Raw genomic sequence first — 16,724 nt, forward strand, 5'->3', positions numbered from 1 at the left:
CGAAACTATGCGACAAAATGAGAGGCGACGATATTTCCGCATTAATGAAACTATTGGTATCTCATACCAGGTACTAGAAGGCGATAATCATGATATCGGGTTTCAAAAAGGTAACGCGAGTGTCTTAGAGCTTGTTTCTAAGCACGATCAACAGATTGAACGTCTATTAGTGGAATTGGCAGATGAGCACCCAAAAATTGTCGAGTTAATTACGGTGTTTAATCAAAAACTCGAGAGAGTGGTGAACCAGTTAGTGCTAGAAAATCAGGTGATCAGTCGTATTGCTCACAGAGTTAAAGCCGCAAATATTAGTGCTTGTGGTATTGCATTTGAAAACGATGAACAAATTACAAAAGGTGCCAAGCTAAAGATGGAGCTAACTTTGTTTCCGTCGGAGAAAAAAATAGTCGTCAACGGTATAATCGTAGGCTGTGAACCTATTAGTGATAAAAAATCTTGGTATTGGCGCATCGACTTCTACAGCATGGGGGAGCAAGCACAAGAACTTTTGATTCAGCATATTGTGCAGTGTCAAAGCCAGCAACTTAAAAAGATGCGTGGTAACTAGTTCCGTATACAATATTCACCTCTTTAGATGGTGTTTTTCTATTGATTCATTTATAACTAAAAGCGATAAATAGATTATTTACATAATCTTGTTGTTTTTATGCGTGTGGCGCGCTATTCTTCGTTCGTGAGAAATATCTCACACGATTTGACGACAATCTCCACTAGCTCGGATACGTCCCGGCGTTAAAATGGTGGTTGTTAAGGACGCGTACATATGGACATGGGCAAGGAGCAAGGACGGTTTAGCCATACTGGCCCGAGGATTGGGTACATCCTGTGAGTTAGCCACGACACATCAATGTCGTGGCGTTTTCTATCCCGCTAACTTTTTCTTATTCTTTATTTAATCTGAAGTTTATAACATTCGCAGTCATGTTCTTTCTGTAATGTCATACTTTATTCATATTTCTGTTGATATTATGGCTACCTGCTTACTTGACTAAATTATGATATATCGTAATATTTCCACGTAAGCGTTTGTAATATTTGCAATAGATGTCAATACTAAATAGTAATAACTGTCTAGGTTTGATTTTAAGAGGAATACTGTCTTCAAGTATTTAAATCGACAAATAGAGGTAGGAGCTTTAATACCTATATTCCATACCCGACATTATCAGTCGAAATTGGTGACTGGGAGACTTTTTTGCTCTTTAACCTTTAGCCATAATTTTAAAAACCCCGCTCGATTGATTTCAGCGGGGTTTTTTCGTTTTAGGGTGTAAAGAATTATGGATTTAACTGGTGGATTTTTTGATAAGTGATTTGCGTTAGAAAATTGATAATCACGCTTTTTATTTTTATTCAATTTTTCAGCGTAATAGTGCAATACATTAAGGCGAGCTCTTTTTCTATTTTTTAGATGTGCGCGTATTTGTTTAATTAAAATTATAGGTGACAAGTGTGGAAGCAAGAATACTTCGGCTTAATATGGCAGGTCAGCCTATCGAGTGGCTACATTGGAAAGAATGTGTCAACTTATACGCTAGGGGGATTGTGTCTTGGTCTTTAGGTGGCGTTGTCCGGCGGGTTTGTGGTGGTAGATCTCGTTTAACAGGCTCACAAACAACCATTGACTTACCAGCTATTGTTGCTTGTCATGGCAATAAGTTAATGCAAATGCGCTTAGATCCTCCACTGACAAATCCGGCACTTTTTTATCGCGATAATTGCCAATGTCTCTATTGTGGTCATTATTTTACTTTTGATGAACTGTCCCGTGACCACGTTGTTCCAAGTAGTCGCGGTGGTCTCGATCGCTGGGAAAATGTTGTTGCTGCATGTAAGCGTTGTAATCAGTTTAAGGGCGATAAGATGCTCGACGAAACTAATATGGAGTTGTTGGCCTTGCCTTATCGACCTAATCCATATGAATATATGGCGTTGATAAACAGCCGACGCCTCCGAGGCGATCAATTTGAATATCTGCGCTCGCGCTTTTCTCGCTATAGTGGGGAGGGGCTGGCTCTTCTATAAACTTTATATAAAATGGACTAAATTTCCTTCTGATTTGTCTTTACAAGTCTCTTGCTGCGTTGCAAAATATCCTCTGTTAAAACTATTGCAAATAATACATATAAATAACGAAAAATAGGGGGACGTCATGCGTAACGTAGAAGTGGCATTGGATATTCGAGCCAATTTAGGTGAATGTCCACGTTGGGATGAAAAATCAGGTCTATTGTATTGGATTGATATCAATGCTTTCAAACTTCATAGACTAGACCCCAAGACAGGCATTAATGAAACTCTTACTTTTGACGAAGAAATAGGATGCTTCAGTCTGCGTAAGGAAAGCGGCTATGTACTAGCAATGCGCAGCGGCTTTTATTTTCTCGATGACTGGAATACGGAATTGCGCTCAATTAGTGATCCTGAAGCCGGATTAGATAAAAATCGTTTTAATGATGGACGTTGTGATGCTGAAGGACGTTTTATTGCGGGCTCTTACTACCCACCTAAAGATCATGAAGGCGCTAGCCTATGGTCCCTCGGGACAGACCTTTCAGTAAAAAAATTAGTCGGCAATTTACTTACATCCAATGGTTCTGCTTTTAGCCCTGATAATAAAACCTTCTATCTTTCTGATACACCCAAGCATGTCATTTACCGCTATGACTACGACCTGAGTACAGGCTCAATTGCCAATGGTCGAATATTCCATGAATTTCCTCATGGCAATGGTCGTCCAGATGGCGCTGCAGTGGATGTTGAGGGCTTCTATTGGACTGCTTTGTATGAGGGTAGTCGCATTGCGCGATTAAGCCCCGAAGGTGAAATTGTCGAGGAAATTACAGTGCCTGCTACCTGTCCCACTATGGTAGCTTTCGGCGGCGATGATATGAAAACATTATTCATCACTACTGTTGGTAATCGTTCAGAAGAAGAATTAGAAAAATATCCTCACTCCGGCGCGGTATTTAAAGTTGAGGTAGATGTTCCTGGTTTACCTGAACATCGTTTTGCTCTTTAATTAAAGATAATGGGGCAACTATTGTGAGATCACATAGTTTGTAAGATCACATAGTTGCTCACCTAATAAGTTGCCCCGCTGATATATAGGCGCTGCTATTTTAAATACTTCGCATGAAAACGCAGATGTTGTTCAATAAAGCTGGCAATGAAAAAATAACTGTGGTCATAGCCTTCGTTTAGGTGAACATCTACTGCTTGTATATCTAATTGCTCAACAGTCTTTTGCAAATTATCAATCAGTAATTGATCTTGCAAAAAGCCATCTTCTAAACCCTGGTGAATGAGTGTTGGTAAAATGGATTTATTTTTTTTCAGTAGTTCGCAAGTATCGTACGCTTGCCATGCCTGTTCCTCATCACCTAGATAAGCGCTAAAAGCTTTTTTACCCCAGGGACACTGGGTTGGATTAACGATGGGAGCAAAGGCCGAGATAGAATTGTACTTTTCTGGCTTACTCAATGCACAAACGAGAGCGCCGTGCCCTCCCATAGAATGCCCGCTGATTGAGGCCTTACCATTGCTTGGAAAGTTCTGCTCGATAATGACTGGCAATTCCTCTGTGACATAGTCAAACATGTGGTAGTGCTTCGACCAAGGCAACTGAGTCGCATTGACATAGAAGCCCGCGCCCAGGCCAAAATCCCAGTCGCCATTAGGATCATCAGCAACCTCTTCTCCTCTAGGGGAGGTATCAGGTGCTACCACTATTATGCCTAATTCAGAGGCACATCGCTGCGCTCCTGCTTTTTGTACAAAGTTTTCATCGGTACAGGTTAAGCCTGAAAGCCAATATAAAACAGGCGCTTTATTTTGATCATTAATCTGTGCCGGAAGATAAACGCTGAAGGTCATTTCACAGTTATTGCTATTTGACCAGTGTTTGTAGCGTTCTTGTTTACCATCAAAGCAGAGGACACTTGAGATAAGTTCGATAGTTGCCATGGAATATCCTTGTTTTTAGTGTTCTCGCTAACAAAAAGTTTATTGCTCTTGTTAGCGAGTCGTCGCCAAATGCACATGGTAAAAATGTTATTCTCTAGTGTTTAGACGACGGGCTTGTTGATTGTGTTACGCGTCGAACATAACAACCGAGCGGATGCTTTTGCCTTCGTGCATGAGGTCAAAAGCTTGGTTGATATCGCTCAAGGGCATAGTGTGTGTGACAAAATCGTCCAGCGGTATATGGCCTGCCATATATTTATCGACATAGCCTGGGAGATCACTGCGGCCCTTGACTCCGCCAAAGGCCGTGCCTCGCCATGAGCGTCCTGTTACCAATTGGAATGGGCGTGTTGATATTTCTTCTCCAGCGCCTGCTACACCGATGATAATAGATTCGCCCCAACCTTTGTGACAGCACTCCAAAGCCGAGCGCATCACATTAACATTACCGATACATTCAAATGAGTAATCGACGCCGCCATCAGTAAGATCGACGATAACCTCTTGTATCGGCTTATCATAATCTTGTGGATTAATGCAGTCAGTAGCACCAAACTTTTTGGCGATATCAAATTTACTGGTATTAATATCGACCGCCACTATTCTTTCGGCCTTTGCCATAACAGCACCAATGATAGCGGATAAACCAATACCTCCGAGGCCAAAAATAGCCACTGTCGATCCAGCTTCTACCTTGGCTGTGTTGAGCACAGCACCTATGCCTGTGGTAACACCGCAACCGAGTAAACAGGCTTTATCCAAAGGTGCTGACTTGCTAATTTTCGCCAGTGCGATTTCTGGAACAATTGTATATTCTGAAAATGTTGAGGTTCCCATATAGTGGAAAAGAGGCTTACCTTCTAGGGAGAAACGGCTAGTACCGTCTGGCATCAGCCCCTGGCCTTGTGTTGTGCGAATAGCTTGGCAAAGGTTTGTTTTGCCACTGGTACAAAACTTACACTTGCCACACTCAGGTGTGTAAAGCGGAATGACGTGATCGTCCACTGCAACGCTGGTAACGCCTTCACCCACTTCTACCACAATACCGCCACCTTCATGCCCGAGAATACTGGGAAATAAACCTTCTGGATCAGCACCGGATAAGGTAAATGCGTCAGTGTGACATACGCCAGTAGCAACAATTTTAACGAGTACTTCGCCTTTCCTGGGGCCAGCAACATCAACTTCTGCGATTGAGAGAGGGGCACCTGCAGCAAGAGCGACAGCAGCACGGGATTTTATCATGTGAATTACCTTGTTATTCTTTAGTTTCAATCCGCAAACACGTCTGCTAGATCAACAACATGTTGTCATCGGTCTAGGGCACTGTATCCTTTTAGGCTTACTAGGGTCTGTTTATGGATTGACACTAGTTAGTGTCTAGGAGTGTCTCGCTTTCTTTTTTCTAACGTAAACGGTTTTATTAATTTCGGCAACCGTGTCATTGTCTTCGTCGAAAACTCTAACATAAAAGTTCGGTAGATATTTTTGATTGTCGGCAGTGTTTTTCTTGATGTCTTCAAGATCTTTATCTGTAATTAAAAACTTTGCTTTCAATGTTCCTTTGCCGGGTTTGACAAAATTAATATCTGCCGATTTATCCCACACAATGTAATCCTTGCCCAGCAGATGCAGCAACATAAGGAGGTATTGAGGATCTACCATTGAATATAAACTGCCACCAAAATGCGTACCAAAAGCATTGCGGTTGTACCAATGCATTTTCATAGAGGCGTGTATTTCTTTCCAGTCATCGCGGACAAAATCTATACGAATACCGGCACCAATATAAGGCGGATAAAGGCTTAAGAAGAATTTTGCCCATTTCGGGGATGAAAACATAGTAGACTCTTTATATAGCCCTTAACACATTGAGCGGAGGTGTATTGGTGACGCTCCTGGTAGAAGTCCAGCCAATAGTGCCTATCAACAATGCGCTAAGCAAAGGCCCCCAAACCCATAACAGGGGCTGGCTTGTATAATCTAAACTAAATACCCGTGTTTGTAGGAAATACATACATAACTCTGTGCCGAATGTTGCAAGTAACCCAGCTAACCAGCCGAGAGTACAGAATTCAATAAGTAAGGTTTTACGCACTAGCTTGCGGTTGGCCCCCAGTGTACGGAATATGGCGCTTTCTTGGAAACGAACATCGAGGGTGGCCTGTATACTCGTGATGAGCACCAGAAATCCGGATGCTAATACAAGAAACAGAATAAATTCTATCGCCATGGATACCTTGCTGATAATGCTTTGTATCTGGCCGATGGTTTGATCCAGCTCTACCAGGGATACCGTCGGAAAGGATCTGCTCAACTTATTTAAAAAGGGTTTTTGTTCTGGCGTTAGGTAAAAACTGGTAATCCAATTTGCTCCAACGCCATTTAGAATGGCTTGATTGAAAATCATGTAGAAATTGGGGTTCATGGAGTCCCATTGAACCGATCTAATACTGCTTACGCGTGCGGTTATTTTTTCTCCTGCGACACTAAACTCGATGCTATCGCCGATGGTAATGCCTAAACCTGCGGCATAATCTTCCTCAGCAGAAACAAGTAGTTCACCCGATGTTTCTGTTTGGTCGTCCCACCATTCGCCGGCGATAATCTGATTGTCTTCGCCGGGAGTGAGAGACCAGGTCAGGTTAAGTTCTCGAACATAATTAATACCGCTATCACTATCTTTGAGAATCTCACTAGTTTCCTTGTCATTGACCTTTATAACCCTACCTCTAGTCATAGGGTAGAAGGGGTTGGGAAGTATGGACTGCTCGTCAAAGAAACGTTTTATCGCATCCGTTTCTTCGGGAAAAATATTAAATGCAAAGTGGTTCGGCGTATTTTCAGGTAATTGCTGTTGCCATTGTCCAATCAAGGTAGTGCGCACTGTGAGCAAGATAAAAAGTAGCATTAGCAGTACAGAGAAAATCATAATCTGCAACGCGTTGAAACGCTGGTGGCGCTGTAAGTTCGACAGCCCCAAGCGCCAAGTGTAGCTAAGTTTTTTGCCGATTTTTTTAGTTAACAGTATTAGTATGGCCGAAAGTGAGCCTACACCCAGAAGACAGGCACTAACCCCTGCAGCGACGATCAGAGTAAGTTGAATATCTCGACTATAAAAAAACATAAGAACAAGTATTGCTAGGGCACCAATTCCGCCACTCCAGCCTGCCGATAGGGTCTGATCTTTTTCTTCACGTAAGATGCTCGCTGGTAACACCTGATGCAAAGAGAAGATGGGAGGTGCCGCGAACGCCCATAAAGCAATAAAGCCTGTAATGGCTCCTGTAGAGTAAGCCGTTAGCGACGGTGCCGCCAATTCAGTGGGGATCAAGCTTCCCAGTGCAGTGATAATACCCCAGTGCAGGAACCACCCTAAGAAAGCACCAATAATCAAGCTCAACAAGCCAATTAATAAGATATGTAAGCTATAAAGACCAAGGATATTACGGGGGCTTGTGCCCAGGGTTTTTAATATAGCGACTTGATTGTGTTGCCTTTTCGCATAACGTCTTGCAGCTAATGCAATGGCAACACCAGATAAAACCACACTTAGACAGCCTGTAAGTAATAAAAAGCGCTCTGCTCGAGAGAGGGCACTACCGATACCACGATTTTCGGATTCAATGCCTGTCCACCTAAAATGCTCTCCCAGCTGACTTTCCACCAAGGCTTTGAAGTTAGCAATATATTGATCATCAGCTTTGAGTAAAAGATCGTAGCCCACGCGACTGCCCACTTGCACGGAGCGAGTGCGCTCTACGTCTTCGATATTGATCATCACGCGAGGAGATACACCGAATAAACTCTGGCCGCTATCAGGCTCCTTGTTGAGCGATGCTGAGACGGTAAAGTCTGCGTCCCCAATGCTCACTTTGTCGCCGGGCTGCACCCCTAGCACGCCAAAGAGTCTTGGCGCCAACCAAGCCTCTCCTGGTCTGGGGCCATGAGCAACTTGAGTACTCGCTTGATAGGGTTGATCCGAAATGGATAGCTCACCCTTAAGCGGATAGTTATCAGAAACCGCCTTTACTTGTGTGAGTGTCATTTCATCGTTAAAAAATGTCATCGCACGAAAGCGGGTGATATGAGCTGTTTGGATGCCTGCCTCTAAAGCTTCATCTCGCCAGTTGTTAGGAATAATTTGTGAGCCTGAGATTTTGGCGTCCGCCGCGAGAAAGTGGGAGGCTTCCTCGTTGATGGAATTATGTATGCGGCTAGTGAACAGGCTAATACTGGTAACGGTTGCTACCGCTAATAGAAGTGAGGCGAGCAGAATATTCAGCTCACCGCTTTTCCAGTCTCGCCAAAGAAGTTTTTGTGCCACGCGCATGCGTACCAAAGAAGAGGTTTTCATAATGTATGATTTCGCTTTACTCGCTTATATTGTCCAGAGACTGTTTACACTCATTCAATCACAAGTTCTGGCTGGTACTTATACGGCTTCTAATAGCTCGCCGGAACGCATTTCTAATTGTCTGTCACATTTTTCTGCCAATGCCTGGGAGTGAGTGACTAAAACAAGTGTGGTGCCCGTTTCCTTATTGAGATCGAACAGCAACTGGGCTACTTTCTCTCCCGTCTGTGTGTCGAGATTACCAGTTGGTTCGTCGGCAAAAATGATGGGAGCTTCGCACGCAAAGGCACGTGCGAGTGCAACTCGTTGTTGTTCACCACCGGACAGTTGGTTCGGGTAGTGGTCGATACGCTGTTCCAGGCCTACGCGATTTAAATAGTGTTTGGCTTTATCTTCTGGATTATCTTCTCCGCGCAATTCCAGTGGCAGCATAACATTCTCTAGAGCATTGAGGCTGCCCAGTAGCTGAAAGTTCTGAAAAACAAAAGACACTAACTGGCTGCGAACTTGAGCGCGGGCTTCCTCATCGAGCTGTGTAATTTCGTGTTGATTCAAGTAAACTTTCCCTGCACTGGGAATGTCCAAGCCTGCGAGCATGCCAAGTAAGGTTGATTTGCCTGAGCCTGAAGCGCCAACAATGGCCACGGTTTCGCCGGCTTCGATTTCCAAGCTAACGCCTTTTAAAATGTGCAAACTTCCATCAGATATTGGCACTTGTTGATGTAATTGTAGAGCTTTGATCATGCATTATTCCTATTTGAAGTCAAACACGCTAAAACAAAACATGCACAGACAAAATATTGCAGCTAGGTTGCTTCACCTTAGTCTATTGGTACTGACATTAGTATGTTTCACATTTTCAATCAGCGTTTATTCGCAGCAACAAGCGCCTTTGGATGCCCAAACGCAGAAAAAGATCCTTGTGGTTGGCGATAGCCTGAGTGCTGCCTATAAATTATCTGCTCAGCAGGGCTGGGTTCACCTGCTGAGAGAAAAGCTGAAGGATAACAACTATCCCTACCAAGTCATCAATGCTTCGGTCAGTGGAGCAACAACTGCGGCAGGCATTCAAATCATGAAGCAGTCGTTGGCCTCGCACAACCCAGATATTGTTATGCTTGAATTGGGGGGAAATGACGGTTTACAAGGTAAGCCGGTCTCGTATATCACAAAAAACCTTGATCGGTTAATCACGATGGCTACCTCTTCGGGTGCCCAAGTCGTGTTAATTGGTATTCAAATCCCTCCCAATTTAGGACGTCGTTATACACAACCATTTTTTCAGCAATACCAGACTTTGGCAGATAAGTATAAGCTGCCTCTGGTGCCATTTCTGTTGGATAAAGTGGCAGGTTACCCAACTTTGATGCAAGAGGATGGTATCCATCCCCGAGCGGAGGGACAACCTATTGTATTGGAAAATGTATGGCCTGTATTAGCGAAGGTTCTTTCGAAATCATAGCGGTTTGAGTTATCAACTTTCGAATATTTCGTGCAGTTTGGTTATTGATAATCATAAATTATGGGGTAAATGCAATTTTTTTCATAAATTTTGCTAAGAGTTTCTAGAATTTTCACGTGAACACTTACTATCGCTATATTTCACTAGTTATAATAGTGTGGCAGCTTTTTTTTTTGAAAAATGTAGTCTATGGTTAAAATGTGATCAGTCAAGGGATTTAGATGCGGTTTGAAAGATTTAGACGAAAGCTGTATAAATCTACTTTCTTTTAAACCTTAAAATCCATTTAACACAACTATAAATTACAAAAGTAGTCATTAGGGCCGTGTTATGAAAAATGATGTATTGACTTTAGCCGCTATTGTGTTCGTTTTGGGCTTGTTACTGAGCACGGTTAATGTCTCAGATATGCTTGGCTATTCTGAACAAGAAACACCCGTGGCGTTACAACAAGGAAAGTAACAATATAAAAATAATAGTAAAGCAAAATGGATATGGAAGTGATAAGTAGTATAGCCTCTGGCATTAAAGTCACTTCCTTCGCTAACCTTTAAAAACTCTCTGTATTCTTTCGTCTGTCGCTATACAACGCATTGGGATATCCCAAATATCTGATACAAGACCATCTACCTGTTGGCATCGGTGAGCCAAGCCGACTAAATCTGGCCCCAAACGGCTATATCTTTTTTTAAACGCAAAGTAACGATCATAATATCCACCTCCCATTCCTAAGCGATTGCCCCTTTGGTCAAACGCAACGAGTGGAACGAAGACTAGATCAAGTTGATGTGCTGCTATTATTTGGCAGGTAATATCAGGTTGCGAAATTCCATAACGATTTGTAACCAGCTTACTTTTCCCTTGGTATAGGCGAAAAGTCATGTTTCCTTTTTCTTTTACAGAAGGCAGATAGCAGTGTTTGCCTAGCTTCAAAGCTAGTGACAAAAGTTGGTCGGGTGAAATTTCACCGTCACTCGCAATATAAAAGCCAATATTTTTTGCATTTCGAAAAAGGGGGTGCTGTGCCAGTTTAAGCAAAAGTCTTTGGGAAGCTAACCTTTGTTGCTGAACAGAAAGTGCTTGTCTCTTCTTTCGGGTAAGGTGACGAACAGTAGATTTATTCAAAGAATAATATCATCGTGTTATGCAATAAATTTTTTATGCATACTAATAAAGTGATAAGAAATTAAATGGCCCAAGATGCCGCTGTTGGCATAACCTTGAACCGAAGAGTTCAAGGGGGAGGGGACGGCAGTATATAAGGCTCTCCGTCTAGCGGATATGCACACCAATAAAACACATCACCTCCGAAAAAGGTATTATCGGCTCAGGGATATAGCCAACTGGCAAACACCTCAGGTTATTAACGAGTATAGCACTGAGAATTTTCAGGGGTAGTCTTGACAAAGGTAAAATGAGAATAAAGTTTAAATTGTTAAAGCTTTGTGAAAGATACTTATAACTTTAAGGAAAGTTCAATTAATCTATGTAAATTTTAAAAGTATCGATTATATTGAGCTTTACTTGTGTCAATCCAGTGCCAAGGGTAGTCAAGAGAATCTCTAGATTGAAACCAGGGACTCTCATGCAATTTATTCTTTGCCTAAAGCCTCATCAAGCTTTTTGGCAATTCGCTCAAGCGCTTCTGTATCATCCGGTGGAGTATTACGTTGAACTTTTTGCAGTTCATGGCATAAATTTAATGCTGTCATTACGGCAATGCGTTCCAGCCCCACGATTGTGCCTGAAGACTTAATGGCGCGCATACGCTTATCCAGTTCCGCCGCCGCTCGATTAAGTGCGGGACGTTCATCATGTGGACAAGCAACTTGGTATTCCTTCTCCAATATATGGACGTATGCTGTGGAAACTTCACTCATATCAATTCTCTCAAGACTCCGTTTCTAATGTCTTTAAATGTTGTATCATGGCTTCAACCCGCGCCCTGGCAATTTCATTTTTTTCCATAAGGCGCTTGCGTTCTTGCTGCCAACCTTCTTCTTTTGCTCTCAAGGTTGAGTTCTCTTTCTCCAGGCGACTGCAAATACGAATAAGCTCATCGAGCTTACCTTCCACATTTTTAATCAACGACGTGGCCATGTTTTCAATCGTACCTTTCTTATACTGACTAATTGACTGTTAACTTAAGTATTAAATTCTGGCTTTGTATCTTGCGTTCTGGGTCATATAAACACTGGCTACAACAGGCATCAGTTGCCATAGCGATATTACTAACACTGCATTAATTCTATACTTTGTTGTGTTATATGTATGTTTTCTAAGGCGCACTTACCGATGTTAAAGTGAATTCTAGAAAAGTATAGCTTTTTTATCAAAAAAGCTGGGTAACTACTCATATTTTGATCCTTTGATAGCGCAAAAATGGTAGCATTTCATGCTAGATTTTTGGAAATACAATATGCAAAACAACCTCGACTTTTTTGTCCTTAATGAAATGCTCCTCAATATTGGCTCAGTTAACTCACCGGCTGAGCTGCAGGGTATGCTCTGCGGTCTATTATGCGGTGGCAAGGCCTTGTCAGAAGAAGAGTGGCGAAGTGTTGCTTTAGACTTTATGGATCTTGCTCACATTACCTTAAATGAGGAGCAGCAGAGTAATTTAATTGCACTCTACGAATTGACCGCACGTCTGCTTGAAGATGTGAATTTTTCCTTCATGCCTATGTTGCCAGGAGATGAGTCGACGATTACTCGGCGCACCCAAGAACTTGGATACTGGTGTCAAGGCTTGTTGCACGGATTAGGTGTCTCAGGTTTGAGTGGCGAAGCAAGCCTAAGCCCCGAAGTAGCCGATGCATTGCGCGATTTAGCGCAAATAAGCTTGGTAAGCGTAGACGAAGATGACGATCTAGAAGAAAATGAGGCCTATTGGTTAGAACTTGTAGAGTATGTCAAAGTAGCTGTGCTAACGGTTTATACTGAATTATCTGAGAGTAACTCAAATCAGAATGACTCAAATGACAATAGCGCAAATGATAAGAATAATGTGGTTCACTAAAATATGAGTATTAGTAAAGCAGAATACAGCCGTCGACGTAAGCAACTAATGAGCATGATGGAGCCTAATAGCATTGCTATTTTGCCTTCGGGAAGTGAAAAGGTGCGCAGTCGTGATACTGATTATCCCTTCCGTCAAGACAGCGATTTTTTATACCTCTCTGGCTTCCAAGAGCCTGAATCTGTGCTGGTGCTGATTCCTGAGAGAGAACATGGCGAGGTGGTCTATTTTTGCCGTGAAAAAGATCGGGAGCGGGAAATTTGGGATGGCTTTCGTGAAGGCCCAGAAGGTGTTTGCGCTCACTATGGCGCCGACGATGCTTTTCCTATTGGGGATATTGATGAAATTCTGCCCGGTCTGATTGAAGGACGCGAACGTGTTTATTATACCTTAGGTAAAAATGCGGCATTTGATAAACATGTTATGGATTGGGTCAATGCCATTCGTGCGAATGTGCGTGCAGGTGCTTCATCCCCAGGTGAATTCTTAGATTTAGATCATATCTTGCACGATGTTCGTTTGTACAAAAGCGCGGAAGAATCAAGAATTATGGAGCGAGCTGCGCAAATTTCGGCATCGGCTCATAAGCGCGCTATGGAAATCTGTAAGCCCGGTATGCTGGAGTATCAGTTGGAAGCTGAAATTATGCATGTCTGTGCTATGCAAGGTGGACGTTACCAAGCTTATAACGCCATTGTCGGTGGCGGTAAAAATGCTTGTATTTTGCACTACGTAGGGAATGGAGATAAATTGAAGTCTGGCGACTTAGTATTAATTGACGCCGGGTGTGAATATGAGAATTATGCCTCGGATATCACCAGGACATTTCCTGTGAATGGCAAATTTAGCAAAGAGCAAGCGGCGGTATATGAAGTTGTACTGGCGGCCCAACTAGCGGCTATTGACAAGGTTGTGCCGGGTAACCACTGGAATGAACCTCATGACGCATCAGTAAAAGTAATTACCGAAGGCCTAGTGGGCCTGGGGCTGCTGCAAGGTGATGTAGACGAGTTAATTGAGCAGGAAGCTTATAAAGACTTTTACATGCACCGTATTGGCCACTGGATCGGCATGGACGTTCACGATGTTGGTGACTACAAAGTTGGTGGCGAATGGCGCGTGCTGGAAGCAGGTATGGTGATGACAGTAGAGCCTGGGATTTATATTTCACCAGATAACACTGATGTGCCAGCTAAATGGCGTGGTATTGGAATTCGTATTGAAGATGATGTATTGGTGACTAAGGATGGCCATCATATTTTATCGGCTGACGTGCCTAAAAGTATCGACCAAATAGAGGCTTTGATGGCCAGCTAATGAGTGCAGATAGACTTGAAACATCTACCCATCAGGCTAATTATCAAGAAGGGTCACTCCAAACGGATGTGGCTATTGTCGGCGGCGGAATGGTGGGGCTGTCGCTGGCATTACTCGTTGCTCATAAAATCCCTGACGCTCGTATCAGCATTATCGAGCACTACCCTTTAGACACATCTCAGTCACACACAAAAAAAATGTACCAACCTAGCTTTGATGAGCGTTCAACCGCGATATCGAGCAATAGTGCAACAATTTTTAAGCAGCTTGGTTTATGGTGTGATATCCAACAGCACATCACGCCTATTAGCAGAGTGCATGTGACTGATCGTGGACACTTCGGTGCAACTTCCTATGCTGAACAGGATAACAACAACCAGTCCCTGGGTTTTGTGGTAGATAACCGATGGTTAGGATATTGTCTGGCGCAGAAAACTGCTCAACTACCTAACATTGAAATCTTCGCTCCTGCGAATGCTAAAAATATAAGCTTTCATTCAGGTGGTGCCACTATTGAGCTAGATGGAAGCAATGTGAGCAGGGGGGCTAGCCATTTTCCTCGTGAGCTTAATTGTGATCTGCTAGTGGTAGCAGATGGCGCTGAATCTGAATTACGACAAAAAATGGGTATTGCCACAGAAGAAGATGATTATCACCAGGTGGCTGTAATTGCGAATGTTGAGTTTGAACATGCACACCATGGTGTTGCTTATGAGCGTTTCACTGAATCCGGCCCGCTCGCTTTGTTACCTTTGGGAGCAAGAAACAGTGCTTCGAAATCGGCTTTGGTGTGGACGACACCTAAAAGTAAAGTAGATGAAGTGATGGGTTGGGATGACCACACTTTCCTAACAAATCTACAGAGTGCTTTTGGCTATCGGCTCGGTCACTTTACAAAAGTTGGTGAGCGTCATCATTATTCTCTCAAATGTGTGATTGCGAAAGAACAAGTGCGTTCATCTATGGTACTCATGGGAAATGCTGCGCACTACCTGCATCCAGTAGCAGGGCAAGGCTTTAATTTGGCTCTGCGTGATTGTTTACATCTGTCTAATCAACTTGCTAAGCAACAACAGCGAGGAGAACCTTTAGGCCAGCTACAAGGTTTGCAAGAGTATGTTGCAAATCAACAATCTGATCAGTGGCTCACAGTAAATATGAGCCATAATTTTAATCGTCTGTTTACTAATGAGAATAAGGCGGCACAAGCGTTACGTAATGTAGGTCTACTTGGTTTGGGTTTATTTCAACCAGCGAAAGATACGTTTTTTAATCGCATGATGGGAAAAGGCGCTCGAATTTTCTAATGTCTACATTTATTAATAACTGCAAAGGAATTTACATTTAAGCAATGATTAACGATGATAACACCAGCTTTGATCTCGTGATTGTCGGTGGTGGCTTGATAGGTATTAGTTTGGCTAATCTTGTAGCTCAGCATGCGCCAGAGTTAAATATCGCTCTGGTGGATGCTGGATTCGCTAATCTTGAAGAGCCGAAGGTGGATGGTTATGATCCTCGAGTTGTTGCCTTATCCAAAGCCTCTGAAAAAATATTTTCAGATCTAGGAATATGGCCTGCAGTATTGGCTGAGCGTGCCTGTCCCTACTACGAAATGTTTGTGTGGGATGGTGAGGGTACTGGTAATATTCGTTTTAATAGCCATGATATTGATGCTGATAACCTTGGTCATATTGTAGAAAACTCCGTATTGCTTTCGGTTTTGTACAAGCAGCTGGATAAGGTTAGTCAAACAGCCCTATACCTAGGACGTAAGGTTGAAGCGCTTGAGAATCACTCTGATATTTCCAGTATTCGCCTTGATAATGGTGAGGTATTAAGTGCTCCTCTGATTGTCGCTGCCGATGGCGCTAAGTCTCATATTAGAGATTTAGCAGGTTTTGCCACCAACCAGTGGGATTATGGCCACAGCGCTATTGTTACCACAGTAATGACTGAGAAAAAACATCAATTTACCGCTCGGCAGCGTTTCACCGATGATGGTCCCCTTGCATTTCTCCCGCTAGGCGAGCCTGGCAAGGAGAATTATTGCTCTATTGTATGGTCTATAAAGCATGCCGCTGCTGAAAAAATGATGGCGCTTGACGATAAGGCTTTTTGTCGCGAATTAAGTCGAGCCTTTGAATATAAACTTGGCGAAGTAACACAGGCGGATAAGCGACTAAGTATTGCTCTTACTCAGCGTCATGCTAAGCGCTATGTGACTAATGGAGTGGTATTGGTTGGGGATGCCGCGCACACAATTCATCCTCTTGCGGGGCAAGGTGCGAATATGGGGCTTTATGATGTCAAAGTGCTTTGTGAAGAAATTGAGCGCGCAGTAACGAGGAAGCTTCCTCTGTCAGATATATCTATTATTAAGCGTTATGAGCGTCGTCGTCAGCCTCACAATTTACTGGCAATGTCTACTATGGAGGGATTTAAGCGTTTATTTGGCTCGGATAATGTGGCATTGCGCTGGCTTCGAAATGAGGGATTACGCCGAGTCGATAGTTTGCCTTGGTTGAAAAATCAATTTTCTAAAATTGCCGGTGGCCAAATATAAAACCTCAACACACTAT

General features: G+C 43.0%; 17 protein-coding genes and 1 other RNA gene. 9 read left to right on the top strand and 9 right to left on the bottom strand.

Annotated features, from left to right (window positions below):
* Nucleotides 1-7 precede the first annotated feature (7 nt).
* The 3 genes from BVC89_RS03030 to BVC89_RS03045 all read left to right on the top strand — a co-directional run bounded on the left by BVC89_RS03030 (nucleotide 8) and on the right by BVC89_RS03045 (nucleotide 3,043).
* On the top strand, nucleotides 8-568 hold the full coding sequence (locus tag BVC89_RS03030; RefSeq protein WP_086929791.1) for a PilZ domain-containing protein: 561 nt from the start codon (nucleotides 8-10) through the stop codon (nucleotides 566-568).
* Between the two features lie 905 nt (nucleotides 569-1,473).
* Nucleotides 1,474-2,046 carry an HNH endonuclease gene (locus BVC89_RS03040; RefSeq protein WP_086929793.1) on the top strand — a complete coding sequence of 191 codons (573 nt, stop codon included), beginning with the start codon at nucleotides 1,474-1,476 and terminating at the stop codon, nucleotides 2,044-2,046.
* Between the two features lie 127 nt (nucleotides 2,047-2,173).
* On the top strand, nucleotides 2,174-3,043 hold the full coding sequence (locus BVC89_RS03045) for an SMP-30/gluconolactonase/LRE family protein (protein WP_086929794.1): 870 nt from the start codon (nucleotides 2,174-2,176) through the stop codon (nucleotides 3,041-3,043).
* A gap of 95 nt (nucleotides 3,044-3,138) precedes the next feature.
* Here BVC89_RS03045 and fghA read toward each other — a convergent pair whose 3' ends face one another.
* The 5 genes from fghA to BVC89_RS03070 all read right to left on the bottom strand — a co-directional run bounded on the left by fghA (nucleotide 3,139) and on the right by BVC89_RS03070 (nucleotide 9,088).
* On the bottom strand, nucleotides 3,139-3,978 hold the full coding sequence (gene fghA / locus BVC89_RS03050) for an S-formylglutathione hydrolase (RefSeq protein ID WP_173780747.1): 840 nt from the start codon (nucleotides 3,976-3,978) through the stop codon (nucleotides 3,139-3,141).
* A gap of 135 nt (nucleotides 3,979-4,113) precedes the next feature.
* Nucleotides 4,114-5,232 (bottom strand): S-(hydroxymethyl)glutathione dehydrogenase/class III alcohol dehydrogenase, encoded by a 1,119-nt coding sequence (locus BVC89_RS03055; protein ID WP_086929796.1) that lies wholly within the window; start codon nucleotides 5,230-5,232, stop codon nucleotides 4,114-4,116.
* 135 nt (nucleotides 5,233-5,367) lie between these two features.
* A complete protein-coding gene (locus BVC89_RS03060; protein ID WP_086929797.1) occupies nucleotides 5,368-5,829 on the bottom strand; it encodes a DUF4442 domain-containing protein in 462 nt (153 codons plus the stop codon).
* A 10-nt stretch (nucleotides 5,830-5,839) separates the two neighbouring features.
* Complete coding sequence (locus tag BVC89_RS03065; protein WP_245929324.1) at nucleotides 5,840-8,344, bottom strand: ABC transporter permease; 2,505 nt, start codon at nucleotides 8,342-8,344, stop codon at nucleotides 5,840-5,842.
* A 78-nt stretch (nucleotides 8,345-8,422) separates the two neighbouring features.
* Complete coding sequence (locus BVC89_RS03070) at nucleotides 8,423-9,088, bottom strand: ABC transporter ATP-binding protein (RefSeq protein ID WP_086929798.1); 666 nt, start codon at nucleotides 9,086-9,088, stop codon at nucleotides 8,423-8,425.
* Between BVC89_RS03070 and BVC89_RS03075 the strand changes: the two genes are divergently transcribed.
* Both BVC89_RS03075 and BVC89_RS30490 read left to right on the top strand, forming a co-directional pair.
* The gene (locus BVC89_RS03075; RefSeq protein ID WP_245929327.1) at nucleotides 9,087-9,806 is read left to right on the top strand and encodes an arylesterase; all 720 of its coding nucleotides are present in this window, start codon (nucleotides 9,087-9,089) and stop codon (nucleotides 9,804-9,806) included. The two genes, BVC89_RS03070 and BVC89_RS03075, sit on opposite strands and share 2 nt — an antisense overlap.
* Nucleotides 9,807-10,136: 330 nt before the next feature.
* Entirely contained in the window at nucleotides 10,137-10,268 is a 132-nt protein-coding gene (locus tag BVC89_RS30490; protein WP_281260981.1) for a hypothetical protein, read from the top strand.
* An 81-nt stretch (nucleotides 10,269-10,349) separates the two neighbouring features.
* On the opposite strand, the gene BVC89_RS03080 is transcribed toward BVC89_RS30490, so the two are convergent.
* From BVC89_RS03080 to BVC89_RS03095, 4 genes are all read right to left on the bottom strand, one after another.
* Nucleotides 10,350-10,931: a 5-formyltetrahydrofolate cyclo-ligase gene (locus BVC89_RS03080; RefSeq protein WP_086929799.1), complete on the bottom strand. Its 582-nt coding sequence runs from the start codon at nucleotides 10,929-10,931 to the stop codon at nucleotides 10,350-10,352.
* Nucleotides 10,932-10,994: 63 nt separating this feature from the next.
* A non-coding RNA gene (gene ssrS, locus BVC89_RS03085) (6S RNA) lies at nucleotides 10,995-11,171 on the bottom strand.
* A 227-nt stretch (nucleotides 11,172-11,398) separates the two neighbouring features.
* Nucleotides 11,399-11,686, bottom strand: a complete 288-nt coding sequence (locus BVC89_RS03090) for a cell division protein ZapA (RefSeq protein WP_086929800.1) — start codon at nucleotides 11,684-11,686, stop codon at nucleotides 11,399-11,401.
* Nucleotides 11,687-11,696: 10 nt separating this feature from the next.
* Complete coding sequence (locus BVC89_RS03095) at nucleotides 11,697-11,906, bottom strand: TIGR02449 family protein (RefSeq protein ID WP_086929801.1); 210 nt, start codon at nucleotides 11,904-11,906, stop codon at nucleotides 11,697-11,699.
* A gap of 319 nt (nucleotides 11,907-12,225) precedes the next feature.
* Between BVC89_RS03095 and BVC89_RS03100 the strand changes: the two genes are divergently transcribed.
* From BVC89_RS03100 to BVC89_RS03115, 4 genes are read left to right on the top strand one after another with little or no spacing between them, the layout of a single operon-like run.
* Complete coding sequence (locus BVC89_RS03100; protein ID WP_086929802.1) at nucleotides 12,226-12,825, top strand: UPF0149 family protein; 600 nt, start codon at nucleotides 12,226-12,228, stop codon at nucleotides 12,823-12,825.
* A 3-nt stretch (nucleotides 12,826-12,828) separates the two neighbouring features.
* Entirely contained in the window at nucleotides 12,829-14,142 is a 1,314-nt protein-coding gene (gene pepP / locus BVC89_RS03105) for a Xaa-Pro aminopeptidase (RefSeq protein ID WP_086929803.1), read from the top strand.
* On the top strand, nucleotides 14,142-15,449 hold the full coding sequence (ubiH, locus tag BVC89_RS03110) for a 2-octaprenyl-6-methoxyphenyl hydroxylase (RefSeq protein WP_086929804.1): 1,308 nt from the start codon (nucleotides 14,142-14,144) through the stop codon (nucleotides 15,447-15,449). Before pepP ends, ubiH begins: the two co-directional genes overlap by 1 nt.
* Before the next feature lie 44 nt (nucleotides 15,450-15,493).
* A complete protein-coding gene (locus tag BVC89_RS03115) occupies nucleotides 15,494-16,708 on the top strand; it encodes an FAD-dependent monooxygenase (protein ID WP_086929805.1) in 1,215 nt (404 codons plus the stop codon).
* Nucleotides 16,709-16,724 lie beyond the last annotated feature (16 nt).

The sequence above is a fragment of the Agarilytica rhodophyticola genome (assembly GCF_002157225.2).
Lineage (GTDB): Bacteria > Pseudomonadota > Gammaproteobacteria > Pseudomonadales > Cellvibrionaceae > Agarilytica > Agarilytica rhodophyticola.

Bases quoted from the DNA above. Each gene is read 5' to 3' on its own strand.
- BVC89_RS03030 (WP_086929791.1), top strand. From the start codon at position 8: ATGCGACAAAATGAGAGGCGACGATATTTCCGCATTAATGAAACTATT.
- BVC89_RS03045 (WP_086929794.1), top strand. From the start codon at position 2,174: ATGCGTAACGTAGAAGTGGCATTGGATATTCGAGCCAATTTAGGTGAA.
- BVC89_RS03055 (WP_086929796.1), bottom strand. From the start codon at position 5,232: ATGATAAAATCCCGTGCTGCTGTCGCTCTTGCTGCAGGTGCCCCTCTC.
- BVC89_RS03060 (WP_086929797.1), bottom strand. From the start codon at position 5,829: ATGTTTTCATCCCCGAAATGGGCAAAATTCTTCTTAAGCCTTTATCCG.
- BVC89_RS03065 (WP_245929324.1), bottom strand. From the start codon at position 8,344: ATGAAAACCTCTTCTTTGGTACGCATGCGCGTGGCACAAAAACTTCTT.
- BVC89_RS03075 (WP_245929327.1), top strand. From the start codon at position 9,087: ATGCATTATTCCTATTTGAAGTCAAACACGCTAAAACAAAACATGCAC.
- BVC89_RS03070 (WP_086929798.1), bottom strand. From the start codon at position 9,088: ATGATCAAAGCTCTACAATTACATCAACAAGTGCCAATATCTGATGGA.
- BVC89_RS30490 (WP_281260981.1), top strand. From the start codon at position 10,137: ATGAAAAATGATGTATTGACTTTAGCCGCTATTGTGTTCGTTTTGGGC.
- BVC89_RS03090 (WP_086929800.1), bottom strand. From the start codon at position 11,686: ATGAGTGAAGTTTCCACAGCATACGTCCATATATTGGAGAAGGAATAC.
- BVC89_RS03095 (WP_086929801.1), bottom strand. From the start codon at position 11,906: ATGGCCACGTCGTTGATTAAAAATGTGGAAGGTAAGCTCGATGAGCTT.
- BVC89_RS03100 (WP_086929802.1), top strand. From the start codon at position 12,226: ATGCAAAACAACCTCGACTTTTTTGTCCTTAATGAAATGCTCCTCAAT.
- pepP (WP_086929803.1), top strand. From the start codon at position 12,829: ATGAGTATTAGTAAAGCAGAATACAGCCGTCGACGTAAGCAACTAATG.
- ubiH (WP_086929804.1), top strand. From the start codon at position 14,142: ATGAGTGCAGATAGACTTGAAACATCTACCCATCAGGCTAATTATCAA.
- BVC89_RS03115 (WP_086929805.1), top strand. From the start codon at position 15,494: ATGATTAACGATGATAACACCAGCTTTGATCTCGTGATTGTCGGTGGT.